This window comes from Paenarthrobacter sp. NPDC089714 (assembly GCF_044748905.1).
In the GTDB taxonomy this organism is placed as follows: Bacteria; Actinomycetota; Actinomycetes; order Actinomycetales; family Micrococcaceae; genus Arthrobacter.
The window spans coordinates 39,223-52,880 of the sequence record NZ_JBIVGX010000016.1; the positions used below are offsets into that span (position 1 = coordinate 39,223).

General features: G+C 64.1%; 8 protein-coding genes. 3 read left to right on the forward strand and 5 right to left on the reverse strand.

Annotated elements, in window-relative coordinates:
- The first annotated feature begins 10 nt into the window (after nt 1-10).
- Complete coding sequence (locus tag ACIPY3_RS20280) at nt 11-532, forward strand: hypothetical protein (RefSeq protein ID WP_400336886.1); 522 nt, start codon at nt 11-13, stop codon at nt 530-532.
- Between the two features lie 296 nt (nt 533-828).
- On the opposite strand, the gene ACIPY3_RS20285 is transcribed toward ACIPY3_RS20280, so the two are convergent.
- A complete protein-coding gene (locus ACIPY3_RS20285) occupies nt 829-1,776 on the reverse strand; it encodes a hypothetical protein (protein WP_400336887.1) in 948 nt (315 codons plus the stop codon).
- Nucleotides 1,777-2,440: 664 nt separating this feature from the next.
- A complete protein-coding gene (locus ACIPY3_RS20290; protein WP_400336889.1) occupies nt 2,441-3,289 on the reverse strand; it encodes a hypothetical protein in 849 nt (282 codons plus the stop codon).
- Nucleotides 3,290-3,454: 165 nt separating this feature from the next.
- Here ACIPY3_RS20290 and ACIPY3_RS20295 point away from each other — a divergent pair, with 165 nt between their 5' ends.
- On the forward strand, nt 3,455-6,880 hold the full coding sequence (locus tag ACIPY3_RS20295; RefSeq protein ID WP_400336890.1) for an SNF2-related protein: 3,426 nt from the start codon (nt 3,455-3,457) through the stop codon (nt 6,878-6,880).
- Between the two features lie 82 nt (nt 6,881-6,962).
- On the opposite strand, the gene ACIPY3_RS20300 is transcribed toward ACIPY3_RS20295, so the two are convergent.
- Both ACIPY3_RS20300 and ACIPY3_RS20305 read right to left on the reverse strand, forming a co-directional pair.
- Entirely contained in the window at nt 6,963-8,141 is a 1,179-nt protein-coding gene (locus ACIPY3_RS20300) for an MFS transporter (protein ID WP_400336892.1), read from the reverse strand.
- Nucleotides 8,138-8,803: a GntR family transcriptional regulator gene (locus ACIPY3_RS20305; RefSeq protein WP_400336893.1), complete on the reverse strand. Its 666-nt coding sequence runs from the start codon at nt 8,801-8,803 to the stop codon at nt 8,138-8,140. Before ACIPY3_RS20305 ends, ACIPY3_RS20300 begins: the two co-directional genes overlap by 4 nt.
- A 276-nt stretch (nt 8,804-9,079) precedes the next feature.
- On the opposite strand from ACIPY3_RS20305, the gene ACIPY3_RS20310 reads away from it, so the two are divergent.
- On the forward strand, nt 9,080-12,586 hold the full coding sequence (locus ACIPY3_RS20310) for a discoidin domain-containing protein (protein ID WP_400336895.1): 3,507 nt from the start codon (nt 9,080-9,082) through the stop codon (nt 12,584-12,586).
- 184 nt (nt 12,587-12,770) lie between these two features.
- On the opposite strand, the gene ACIPY3_RS20315 is transcribed toward ACIPY3_RS20310, so the two are convergent.
- Nucleotides 12,771-13,571: a GNAT family N-acetyltransferase gene (locus ACIPY3_RS20315; protein WP_400336897.1), complete on the reverse strand. Its 801-nt coding sequence runs from the start codon at nt 13,569-13,571 to the stop codon at nt 12,771-12,773.
- Between the last annotated feature and the right edge of the window lie 87 nt (nt 13,572-13,658).

The window sequence follows — 13,658 nt, forward strand, 5'->3', positions numbered from 1 at the left end:
GGAGCTAGGGATGAAAAAGCAACTCAGCCTGGGAATCGGGGCACTTGCCCTCGTGGCCGCTTTGGCAGGATGCGGCGGGAGCCCGGGAACGTCCACGTCACCGACGTCTGCATCGTCCGCTGCCGCTTCCTCGGCGGCGGCTTCGTCCAGTCCCACCGCAGCTGCCGAAATGAAGGTGGCCTCTTCCAGCGCCGGCCAGATCGTGGTGGACAGCAAAGGAATGAGCCTCTACTTCTTCACCAAGGACGTCAAGGACTCGGGAACCAGCGCTTGCACCGGGGCCTGCCTTGCGGCTTGGCCGGTATTTACGACGACGGCGGACGCCCCCACTGTTGACGGCGTCACCGGGACCGTGGGAACCATCGCGACGCCTGACGGGAAAAAGCAGGTCACGCTGAACGGGATGCCGTTGTACTACTACGCCAAGGACAAGGCACCGGGCGACGTGACAGGCCAGGGCGTGAGCAACGTCTGGTACCTGGTCAGCCCAAGCGGCGAGATGGTCAAGGGAGCCGCGACGACGGGGTACTGAGTTCGCGGCAAACCCACCCCGTCCCCGCCGAGTTCGCGGCAAACCCACCCCGTCCCCGCCGAGTTCGCGGCAAACCCGCCCCGTCCCCGCCGAGTTCGCGGCAAACCCGCCCTGTCCCCGCCGAGTTCGCGGCAAACCTGCCCTGTCCCCGCCGAGTTCGCGGCAAACCCGCCCCGTCCCCGCCGAGTTCGCGGCAAACCCCACCGTTCCCCCGCCGAGATCGCGGGAAACGTGCCAACATCCCGGAAATTTCCGTACGAGCAGGCACGCTTCCCGCGAACTGGGTGCAGGCGGCGTCATCGGAGGGCGCGCAGAATCCGTTCCTTGAACGCCTGTTCCTGGAACAAGTCCTTCCATTCGATGCGAATGAAACGCCAACCATCTTCCATGAGGGCCTTCTCGCGGCGCCTCTCCTGAAAGATGACCTCCTGGGTTGGTTTGTAATCGAAGTATTTGGTCCGCCCATCAAACTCCAGTGCGAGTTTCTCCTCCTCCCAGGCGAAGTCCATCCGGTGCTCGCCCACTCTGGTTCGCACCTCGAACTGCGGCTCGGGCAGCCTGATGCGCAGGCGCTGCATAAGTTCCCGCGTCAGCGTCTCACCGGCCGATTCTGCGCGCACATCGGCATTCTCCAGAGCCTTGCGCAGATTCCGGACACCCCGTTTGCCGGCAGAGGCGTCGGCCAGCTCTTCAACCAGGGCCCGGTTGGCGCCCAGCCGCAACCCGTGATCCACGATGACCAAGGCCTTGGGATAACTAAGCATCCGGGCACAGTCGGACATCGTCCGCTCAAGCGTTGTCGCCCTCAAGCCACGAACCGTGCTGACCTCGTCCTCGGAGAAAGCTTCAGTGTGGGCCTGCACATCCTTTCCCCAACGGTCGGCGGAGGGTCGGACCGGGTGCAACACATGGACCTTGTCATTTACCCCGAACAAGAACAGCCCGTGAAGTCGTGCCGCAGACAGGTGGCTGTAGGTAAAAGCCCCGGTAGACGTTGTCAGGGTGCCGTGTGCGTGGGCAGCAATCCGTTGCAGGGCACGCTGGCGCGGACCCAAGGCATCCCAACGGCTGGTCCGGATGTAGCACCCGTACCTCAGCCGGTGGATTTGCCCGGAGTCCAACAACGCTTTGATGCTTCGACTGTTGTGGCCCATGCCGAGCAACTGCTCGGTTCGCCACATGTTTCCGCGGGCAGGGAGTCCCCGAAGCTTGGGGGATCTGGATGTTTCCGGCGGTGTGCTCATCGACCCAGCATCGCCACACAACCGGAACCGGCAGAAGGCTGAAATGAGCCTATGTGGACAGGCACGGGCGCCTCAGGAACCGGGTTCGCGGGAAGGATGCCTGCCGTCCGGAAACTTCCGCGCGAAAAGGCAGTGTTCCCGCGAACCCAGCGCGGGCAATCAAAGCGGCAGCGTACGGTAAAAGAACGGCAGACGACGCCGACCATGAGTTGCCAGGGTAGCTGGCCCTGACCAGGTCAGAGTCGCTGGAAAGCAATACTACGGGGGGGAGAACGTGGCAGAAGGCAAGACCACCAGGAATCCGCAGAACCTGGGATTCCTCGCATTGCAGGAGTCGGCCTGGATCTTGGGTGCCATAGCCATGGTCATTAGTGCTGGAAACCGTGGCTTTGACTGGGTCTGGATAGGCCTGCTTGTCTGCTGGCAAGCATCTATTGTCTGGGGCTTCGTCAAGCTGCGGCGGGCCAGGGCGTGAGCAACGTCTGGTAATTGGTGAGCCCCAGCAGCGAGATGGTTAGGGGGACGGCGACGACGGGCTCCTGAGGTTGATCCATGCCCGTCACACCCCCTCCCGCCGGGTTCGCTGGAAACAAACCAGCACCCCCGGAAACTTCCGGGGGTGCTGGCAGGGTTCCCGCGAACCCGGCGGTGAGAACAAGGAAGCCTACGCCTCCACGAACTCGTCGGACTCTTCGAACTCCACGGCCGCGATGATTTCCTTCGTCTCCGGGTGGATCATGAAAGCCTCGTCTTCGTCCTCGATCATGATGTAGTCGCCGTGGTCGGTGGAGAAATGCCACGCCAGCGTAGTGACGCCGTCGTGCTCGTAGTTGGGGTCGCCCATGGTGATCTTCTCCAGGGCGTAGCCGGCAACGTCGCACAATTCGCGAATGATGACCTCGAACTCGGGTGCGTTGGCGAGGGCTTCTTCCTCGGCCTCGGCCCGGCGTTCTTCCAGGTCGGGGATGAGGGCCACACGCTCGGCAATGTGTGCCTCGATATCCTCCTCGGACAGGACCAGCAGGCCGGGCTGGCTGCGAAGGTAGTCGGCGTTGAGGTCCACAATGTCCTCTTCTTCGAGCATGGCTTCGAACTCGCCGTCGAGTTCATCCAGCAACGCCACCGATGCGGGCGTGGCCTCGGACTCGTCCAGTTCGCCATCGAGGTAGGCCTCAGCCTCGTCTTCGGACAACGCATCGAAAGCAGCGGCGGTGCGGTTGAAAAGTTCCAGGTGCCGGGCAGCGCCGATTCCCACCAATCCAGCGCGGACAAAGGCATCCACTTCATCGCGCTCGGGGGCGGTGAACACGTACTGGGCAAACCCGCCGGCCAGTGCCTGCGTCAGGTAGAAGTCAACAAAGTAGCTGTTGAGCGCGGCCGGTGCGATTTCGTCGCTGTTGAGGAGCTCCGCGTACATCTCATTCACGACGTTGACGTTGGAATCCACTACGTCCCCATTGCCGGCTTCGACGGCGGTCTTGTTCAGGACGACGGGGTACTCGTTGGTAGTCATGGGAAATCCTCACTGCTGAAAGCTGATGGTGCTCCGGACACCTTCAACGTACGCGCGCGAATGGCGCCGCAATCGAGGTTGAGGTTAACGGTGGGCGAAGTTTGGGGGCCGCTCGGGGCTGACTAAGATTGAGCAGATAACCTCCTGCCGAAAGTAGCCGCCTGCATGCCGTCCCACCCCGATGACAATTGGGAACTGGCCATACAAACACCCGCCATTAACGACCGCTCCCTCGCGGCCGGACTGGCCTATGCCATGGGCAGCCGGGTCACGGGGATCACGTTCGATGCGGCCACGGGGCTCCTCCTGGGCAAGGTCCGCGGCAACACGCCGCAGCCTTACTCCACCTCGGCAAAACTCGTCCGTCAACCCAGCGGCTGGAGCTGCACGGTGGGCATTTGCAGCTGCCCGGTGCGCAAGGACTGCAAGCACGTTGCCGCCCTCCTCTTCACGGCCGAGGACCACCCGAGCATCCGCGCCCAGCTTCTGGCCCAGGCTCCCGGCATGCAGACAGCCCGCCCGGACCAGGCCGGAACGCGCCCGGCGTGGGAACTCGCCCTCAACAGGCTGATCGCCAAGCCCGGTCCGACGCAAAGCCCCGCCGGGACTCAGCTCGCGTTGCAATTCGAAGTGGAGGAACCGGCAGCCCACTTTTCCTACACAGGTCGCCGCGACCCCGTGCGCAGTGTCCGGCAACTCAAGGTCCGCCCCATGATGATGGGCGCCAAGGGCAAGTGGATCCGCGGCGACGTGTCCTGGAACAACCTCAGCTACGTCAGCTTCCGCCGCGAGTTCAACGAAACGCAGGTGGAATGGCTGCAAACCTTCCTCGCCGCCCACGGCTCCCCCAACGGCCGCCAGCAACCATCGGGTGCCATGTGGCTGAGCTTGAACGACTTCACCGGCAAAAACCTCTGGGTGCTCCTCGACGAAGCAACAAAGGCCGGAATTCCGCTGATTCATGCGGCTGGGAGCGAGCCTGTCCGCGTCGAGTCCCAGCCCGCCGTCGTCGGCCTCAGCCTTGCCCGGCAGAGCGCGGCCCGCCCCGACGCGAACGGCACCACAAACGGAAGACACGACGGCGGCCTGCAGCTCGCGCCGTCGGTGACCGTAGGCGGGGAGGAGGTTGATGCTGGAACCGTGGGCTTCCTGGGCAAGCCGGCCAACGGGATCTTCTTCACGCAATCCGGGGCGGAAACGCTGCCCGGAGTGACGGCGCAGAAGAACCTGATCACGCTGGCCCCGATCGATGGCGGCATCAGCGACGAGCTCCTGGAGTTCGTCACGGACGGTTCCACACTGCAGATCCCCGCGGAGGACGAGAGCCGCTTCCTCACCTCCTTCTACCCGAAGCTTCGGCAGTCCACGCCCGTGCAGGCAGCCGACGAGTCAGTGGAGCTGCCCACGCTGGCAGTGCCAACGCTCTCCCTGCTGGCCAACTACGGCAATGACCACAAGGTGAGGCTGCACTGGGAGTGGCATTACACCTCGGGAACGCTGGTCACGGCACAGCCTTTGTGGCGGCATCCCGAGGACCGTGGCTACCGCGACGATGCCGCCGAGGCACGCATTCTCGAATCGCTGGGGCACCCGTGGGAGACCGTCCCTGCCCTGGCAGAGTCCGCCACCGGAGGTTGGGGTGCACCGCGGCTCACGGCCACCGCGGAACTGGGCGGCCTGGACACCCTCGCGTTTACCGAAGAGGTGCTGCCGGCACTCAGGGAACTGCCCGACGTCGTGGTTGAAACGTCAGGCGACATCGCCGATTACCGGGAGGCGGAAGAGGCGCCCGTTGTATCGATCTCCACCAAGGAGACCGCGAGCGGCGACTGGTTCGACCTCGGCATCGTCATCACCCTCGAGGGCGAACCGGTGTCCTTCGCCGCAGTCTTCTCCGCGCTCGCCGCCGGACAAACGCGCATGCTACTGCCCAGCGGCGCCCACTTCTCCCTGGACCTCCCCGAACTTCATCAGCTCCGCGCACTCATCGACGAGGCCCGCTCGCTCCAGGACAATCCGGACAACAAGGACGGCACCCTGCAGATCAGCCGTTTCCAGGTGGGGCTCTGGGACGAGCTGGCGCAACTGGGGATTGTGGACGAGCAGGCGGCCGCGTGGCGGGAGTCGGTGGGTGGACTGCTCGACGACGGCGTGACCGGGCTGCCGCTGCCGGCCGGCCTTAACGCCGAGCTCAGGCCATACCAGCATGAAGGATTCAACTGGCTCAGCTTCCTGTACAAGCACAGCCTGGGTGGAGTGCTGGCCGACGACATGGGTCTAGGCAAGACCGTGCAGGCCATTGCACTGATGTGCGCGGCGCAGGAGCTGGCCGTGGACGGCGGAAACGACAGGGCGCCGTTCTTGGTGGTGGCCCCCACCAGCGTGGTCAGCAACTGGGCGTCCGAAGCTCAGCGGTTTGCTCCGGGCCTGATGGTGCGCACCGTTTCGGAGACTTTCGCGAAGAGTGGCCTGTTGCCGTCCGAAGCGATGGCGGGTGCCGACGTCGTTATTACCTCCTATGCCCTCTTCCGCATCGACTATGAGGCGTACGCCTACTTCCAGTGGGCCGGGCTCATGCTTGACGAGGCTCAGTTCGTGAAGAACCACCAGTCCAAGGCGTACCAGTGCGCGCGAAAACTTCCTGCGCGGTTCAAGCTGGCCATCACGGGTACTCCGTTGGAAAACAACCTCATGGAGTTCTGGGCCCTCACCTCGATCGTGGCGCCCGGGCTGTTCCCGAGCCCCAAGAGATTCGCCGAAAACTACCAGAAGCCCGTGGAGAAGAACGGTGACTCGGCGCAACTGGGCAAGCTCCGCCGTCGTGTCCGTCCACTCATGATGCGCCGCACCAAAGAGCAAGTTATCCAGGACTTGCCGCCCAAGCAGGAACAGGTCCTGGAAGTAGTGCTGAACCCGCGCCACCAGAAGGTCTACCAGACCCACCTGCAGCGCGAACGGCAAAAGATCCTGGGGCTGATCCACGACGTCAACAAAAACCGTTTCACGATCTTCCAATCGTTGACGCTGCTCCGGCAGCTGAGCCTGGACGCCTCGCTGGTGGACTCCTCCCTCTCCGCCGTCCGCTCGTCCAAGCTGGATGTCCTGTTCGAGCAGCTCGAGGACATCATCTCCGAAGGCCACCGGACCCTGATCTTCAGCCAGTTCACCGGGTTCCTGGGCAAGGTCCGCGAGCGGATGGATGCCGAGGGCATCGAATACTGCTACCTCGACGGCAGCACCCGGAACCGAGGCGACGTAGTGAGCGAATTCAAGAACGGCAGCGCGCCCGTCTTCCTGATCTCGCTGAAGGCCGGCGGTTTCGGGTTGAACCTGACCGAAGCCGACTACGTGTTCCTGCTGGACCCGTGGTGGAACCCGGCGTCGGAAGCACAGGCTGTGGACCGGACGCACCGCATTGGCCAGGCGCGGAACGTCATGGTCTACCGGCTGGTGGCCAAGGACACCATCGAAGAGAAGGTCATGGCGTTGAAGGCCAAGAAGTCGCAGCTCTTCGCGGATGTGATGGAAGGCGATGCCTTGGCCGGCGGTTCGTTGACGGCGGAGGACCTGGCGGCGCTGTTCGCGGAGTAGTCTCCCAACTGACTGGCAGTAGTGGTTGTTCTCAGCGCTCATATCAACCACAAATGCCAGTCAGTTGGCGGAAGGACAGGCATCAGTCGTCCAGCCGCACACCCCGCAGCATCAGCATCGTCCCGCCGACAGCAGCGGCAGAGGCCAGGAACACACCGGCCGCGCCGAGCCCCACGGCCACCACGCCGATGGCGCTCGGCAGGATCACTTGGCCGACCCTGTTGCCCGCGAGCCGCAGAGCCAACGCCCGCCCGCGCTGCCCGGGTGGCGCCTGCGCGGAGAGCCAGGACATGGTGAGCGGTTGGCCGATGCCAAGCCCGAGGCCAAGGAAAGCCATGACAATGAACAGCAACCACTCCGGCATGGGAATCGCGGCAACGGCAAGGGACACTGTGGACACGGCCAGGCTGAGCACCAGTAACTTCATCCGCCCCAGCCCGCGGGAAACCCTGCCCAAACCGATGCGGGAAACCATGGAGAACAGCGCCCGGACCGTCAGCATGAGGCCAACAGTTCCCGCAGTGATGCCTCGTTCGGCACCGAGCGCCGGCAGGTAGACGACCGTCAAATCCACCACGGCCAACACGGTCGCACTGGTCGCCAAAGCACGTGCCACTCCCGGCGCGCGAAGCAGAGCGAACGCACTCCCCCGCGGTGCCTCGGCGGATCGTGAGGTTCGTCGACCGCTGCTCACCTGGGAGGAAACAAGGTACGTGGTGCAGAACAGCACCAATCCCATGGCAACGGCCAGAATGAAGATTGCCTGGGTGTCCGGCCGCACGGATGCACCGCCAACAAGCGAAATGGCGAGCGGTCCCAACGCCTGCCCCAACGACGCCGCGAACGTCAGGTAGCCAAAGGCTGAGTCGAGCCGCGAAGACACCGCGTTGTTCGCCACCACCGCCTGCTGCCCCACAACACAGGCCAGCTGGCCCGCACCCAGAAGCGCCGTTCCGGCGATCAGCGCCGCTACGGACGTCCCCCAAAAGAGCAGGAACGTTGAGCAAAGAAGAACGACGGCGGACCCTGCAGCCATGAGCCGACGCTCGCCCAGGCGGTCCACCAGGTTGCCGATGGGCAGCGCGAGCAGCAAGGGAAAGACGGCGTAGCTTGCCGCGAGGACGCCAAGGGCGAAGGCTGGGACGTCGAGTTCAAGGGCCCGGTACGTGGCGGCGGGCCGGACCAGGAACGTCACTGCCTGGATCAACGCAGAATGGACAAGAAGTGCCGTGGACGAACGCCGCCCCAGTTCGCCGATCATTCGAGGTCGAGGCCCTTGACCGAGATCATGCGCACTGTCTCGTCCCGGGCTCCTATGACGTGGTCAAATGCGATCTTCGCCGCAGTGCCCGCGTCCTTCGCAGCCAGCGCGGCCACCAACCGGCGGTGGTCGGCCAGGGCTTCCTCACGACGCTCGGCGGAGTTGTTGGTGAAGTATCGGTAGCGTTCCACCTGGCTGGCGATCTGCCCGTGGAAACGCAGTGCCCAGGAGTTGCCGGCGATTGAGGCTATGGCGGCGTGGAGCGTGACGCCGTACTTCATGGCTTCGTCCGCGAAGCCCACCATGGCAGCGTTGCGTTCAAGGATGCCCTGCAGTTTTTCGATATCGGCCTCCGTTGCGCGGGCACACGCTTCACGGGCCATCAGGGATTCCAGTGCGGCCCGCACGTCGTACAGCTCGGAGATTGCCGTCGCGTCAAGCAGCGGAACCAGCACTCCCCCGGTGGGCTGCTGCTCCAGGAGGCTCTCCGAAATCAAACGGCGGATCGCTTCGCGCAGCGGCGTCCGGCTGACCTGCAGTGACGTGGCCATTGCGGGCTCGTAGATGCGCGTGCCTGGCTTGAGTTCAAGGTCGAGGATCTGCCGCTTCAATTCCGTGTAAACGAGGTGTGCCCCGGTGTTTCGAGGTTGAGGATCTGCCAAGGGTGCCGCCAATGAAGAGTGAGTGTACTTGTATACATCTATACAGCTTTGTCGCGGTCGACCGCAACGCAGGGTCAGATACGGCCCATCCAGACGGCCTGAATGGGCCGTAAGGATCCTCGCGTTGCAATCGATCAAGAACACTTCCGACCAACCCCGATCGACCCTGTTCGACTCGCTTGTGAGGCCCCAAACCTCCTCATAGTCTCGGTTTGCCCGGCTTCGCACGAAGACCGGCACAGACAAGCACCCAAGCCCCGATGACGAGGTACACCCATGGCGATTCCAAGACTCCGAAGGCCCGTGGCCGCTCTGGCGGCAGCCGTCACAGCAGCCACAGGCCTGGCCCTCCTGCCCACAGCACCAGCCGCACCGGCAGTCGACGCAACCCAGATCACCATCACCCCGAACCCGGCCAGCCGCAGCGAAGCGTTCGAAGGCTGGGGAACCAGCCTGGTCTGGTTCGCGAATGCGACGGCGGGATACTCACCGGAACTGCGGGAGGAGCTCTACCAGAAGGTCTTCGGTGAGGACGGGCTGAACCTCAACATCGCCCGTTATAACGTCGGTGGTGGCAACGCGTCGGACGTCGCGAACTACCTCAACGACGGCAGTGCTGTGGAGGGATGGTGGAAGCCGGTCGCCGAAGCGCAACCCGGCCATCCGGCGTCGAACCTTTACAACCCTGACGGAAGCGTCGACAAAACCCAGGCCAACAAGCTCGCCTTCCTGAACGCCTGGGACCCGGACGAACCCGCCTCCTACGACCCCGACGCCGACCAGAACCAGCGGTGGTGGGTGGAGCGTCTGGCCGAAGATCAGCAAATTACGCATTGGGAAGCCTTCAGCAACTCGCCGCCCTGGTTCATGACCAAGAGCGGCTACGTCTCCGGACAGGTCAACACCAACAAGGGCGAAAACCTGCTGCCCGAAGCGGAAGGAAAGTTCGCCGCGTACATGCGGCACGCCGTCGAGCTTCTTGAGCAGGGCAGCGGGATCAAGGTGGACACTGTCGATCCATTCAATGAGCCCAACTCCGGCTACTGGGGCACGGACATCAACGCCGCCACGGGGAAGCCGCCCACAACGTACACGCAGAAGCAGGAAGGCGCGCTGATCTACCCGGCCGCGCAGGACCGCGTCACCAAGCTGCTGGCCGCCGAACTTGCGAAGGGCAGCACCGACGCCGTCATCTCGGCGATGGACGAGACCGATCCCACCAAGTTCATGACCAACTGGAACGGCTACAGCCAGGAAGCCAAGGACGCGGTTGCGCAACTCAACGTCCACACCTACGGAACCAATGACCGTCGCAGGGTACGCGACCTGGCCAACTCCACGGAGAAGCCGTTGTGGATGAGCGAAGTGGGCGGCTTCTGGACCGGCAATCCGGCGCTCGGCGACTCGACCAGCGGCTGGGACCGCTCCAACATCACCAATGGCTTGGGCATCGCGGGCCGGATGGTCAACGACCTCCGCGAACTTGAGCCGAATGCCTGGGTGTTCTGGCAGCCTGTGGAGGACACGTACAAGCAGGAGAAGGCCGACAAGGGCTGGGGTTCCATCTACGTCGACTTCGACTGCAACTACGCCGGCCGTGAGGGCTACTCCAACCGCAGGCTTAACGACGGCGCCGTCCTAGACTCGGCCAAGTGCAAGGTCTTGACCAACCAGAAGTACAACACCACCCGCAACTTCACGCACTACATCCGCCCCGGCGACTTCCTCATCCAGAACAACGACGCCAAGACGGCCAGCGCCCTCCGCGCCGACGGCACCGGTGCCACGCTGGTCCACTTCAATGACACCCCGACGGCGGAGAAGGTCACCATCGATCTCAGCCGCTTCGGCAGCATCGCTCCGGGCGCGAAGGTCACGCCGGTGGTCACCACCAAGTCGCCCCTGGACGACATCGAGAAGAACGCCCTGGTGAAAGGCGCGCCGGTCGCCGTCGACACCGCAGCGAAGTCCGCCACGGTTGAGGTGCCTGCCGCGTCCGTGGCGACGTTCGTCGTCGACGGCGTCAGCGGGGTTTCGGAGGACGCCGCACCTGTTGAGGACGGTCACCGCTACCACCTCTCCGGTGAGGCGAGCGGCAAGTACCTGACGGCCGGCACGGGCGGTGCGTCGATCCAGGACCTCGGTTCCGACGCCGCCGGAGTGGCTCCGCAGATCTGGACGTTCAACGCTGTTAGCCCGGACGACGAGTTCGCCAACGACCGTCGCTGGGTGATTTCTTCGGCTGACGGCCGTGTGCTGGCAGGCAACGGCGGTGTGCTGAACGGGTCTCAAAGTGGTGCAGCTTCCTTGGCTTCCCTCTCACTGGAACAGGCCAAAGCCACTCCCTCTGCACAGTGGATAGTTACCACGGAGAACGGGAAACAATGGACGTTGGTCAATGCTGGAGCGGCGATTGCGCTGCAGGTCTCAGGCAACCAGACGTCCGCTGGGACCACCGTCGCCCTGGGTTCATCAACCGGGACCACAGCCACCGCACTTGCCAGCCCGCACCAAGCCTGGGCGTTCACGGACATCGCGGATATGAGGCTGCTGGGAGTGGCACCGCTGGACGTGAGCACTCCCGTTGGGGCTCCTCCTGCGCTGCCAACCACCGTCACCCCCGTGTACAAGGCAGGCCCGGGCAAACCGCTGCCTGTGACGTGGTCCTCCGTCGACGCGGGCGCGTGGCAGAAGGCAGGCAAAGTGACGGTGTACGGTTCCGGCGTCGATCCCTATGGGCAGGCGTTTGAGGCAGTCCTGACCGTGACTGTGGGCCAGTACATTGCTACAGATCCGGCGTCGGTGACAGTGGGGGTTGGGTCTTCACTGGGTAGCGTGAAGGCGGCAGCTCCGGCCACGGTGCCCGGCCAGATCGCAGACGGCCCGGCCCGCAATCCGCTCGCCGCGACATGGGACTGGTCTGCCTTGAGTGCCGCTTCCCTGGAAACCGCGGGAACGCTGACCGTTCCGGGCAAGGCAGGCTCACTTGATGCCACGCTGACCGTCATCGTGGTGGACCGCGTCCCCGTGGCCAACATCTGCAAGGACGACCCCGCCACCACCGTCATGGCAAGCTACACCGAGGGCTCGTACATCGCCAAGAACACGTGCGACGCCAACCCCTCCACCCGTTGGTCCAACTGGGTCAGCGGCGGGCGCAACGGTGACAGCTTGTCCTACGCTTTCGGCCGCAACTACACCGTCTCCTCCGTGACAGTCACGTCGGCCGAGAAGGCCGCGACGAGCCTCAAGGTTCAGTACCAGGATGCAGCGGGCACGTGGAAGGACACCTCCGCCGGCACGGTGACCGGGCTCTCCGTTTCCGCTCCAACCACCGTTTCCTTCGATCCAGTCGCCACCCGCGGTATCCGGGTCTCCTTCGTCACCACGGCCTCCTACACGAAGGTCGCCGAGGTAGCCATCGCCGGAACCCGCTTGGCCGACTCAGGATTCGCCGACCTCGGCCGGCTCCTGGTCAACCAGGCATCAGTGGTCGGCTTCGCTCCCGGAACCACCGCGTACCGCGCGCTGACCTCGTCGGCGACTCCCGCCGTCGTCGGCTATCCGCTGGACACGAACGCGAAGGTGACCGTCCGGCAACCCACCGCGGAAAGCCCGACGGCGGTTGTCACCGTGACAGCTCCGGGCGGGACCGTGAAGGAGTACCGCGTGGACATCTCCACAGGAAAGGAAGCCTGCAAGAACGACGGGTGGAAGTGGAGTCCGTCGCCGGTGTTCAAGAACCAGGGGCAGTGCGTGAGCACCTTCGCCGCAGGTAAGTAGGAATCTGCCTTCTCCAGCGAGACCCCCTCGGACGTGTTCCGAGGGGGCCTCGCTGTGCTCCGAACGAGCAATACGGGGTCCCTTATTGTTATTTTCTGGCACAACTAACAACAACAGGCCTCCTTATTCACATTTGTGGTCCTAAATGTGAATAAGGGAACCGCTACTCACCGTCCTGAGCCGGTCAGCTCCGCGTCCAACGATACGGCGTGGTGGTGGAGACCTTGACCAGCCCGGAGCGCTCGAGGATCGGGCGGGAAAACTCGGTGGAGTCGCTGTTGATGAGCGTCTTGCCGTGGGCCAACGCGGACTGGGCCCGGCGGGCAGTCAAAGCCCGGTAGATCCCCCGGCCCCGCCACTCCGGACGCGTTGCACCGCCCCAGATCCCGGCGAAGTCCGTACCGGGTACGGGCTCCAAGCGACCGGCGCTGATGATGACACCGTCCGCCTCGGCAATCCACAGTTCCATGGCATCATCAAGCGAAAGCCGGCGAAGCAGCGCATTCGCCATCTCGTCCGAGACGGGCTCGCCGAAAACCTCGTCCTGCATGGCGCTCATCGCCCGGACGTCAGGTTCATCAACCACCCGGCGCAGTGTCACACCTTCAGGCAAGGGCACGTCCTGGCTGAGCGCCCGGGCTTCGCCGATCATGATCGACTCCGGCGCGTCAGGTGTGAAGCCATAGTCCAGGAGTGCTTCGTGGAGCCCGGGCGCATGGTCGTGGCCGCGGGACTTCCACTCGACCTTTGTGATTTCCGGCAGACCGTCAAAGTAGGCCACGGCGTCCGAGACCAGGCTGCGGACACCCTCTTCATCGGCCCCACCCAAGTCCCGGTACGTGATGAAGCCGCGGCCACCCAGGAAAGTCACCAGCCGGAGTGGGCCGTGCTCTGTCACCGTGAGGGCACTCGGGGTCTCTGCGTCGGTGCGAAGTTGGGCATCGTAGGCCGCGAGAAGGCGGGCTTTGAGGTCAGGCCGGGTCATGCGAGCCTACCCCCGCGATTCTGCTGGATCATTCCATGTTCAGCCTCCGCCCACTGCGTTATTTCAAGGCAGGCGCCGGGTAAGGGA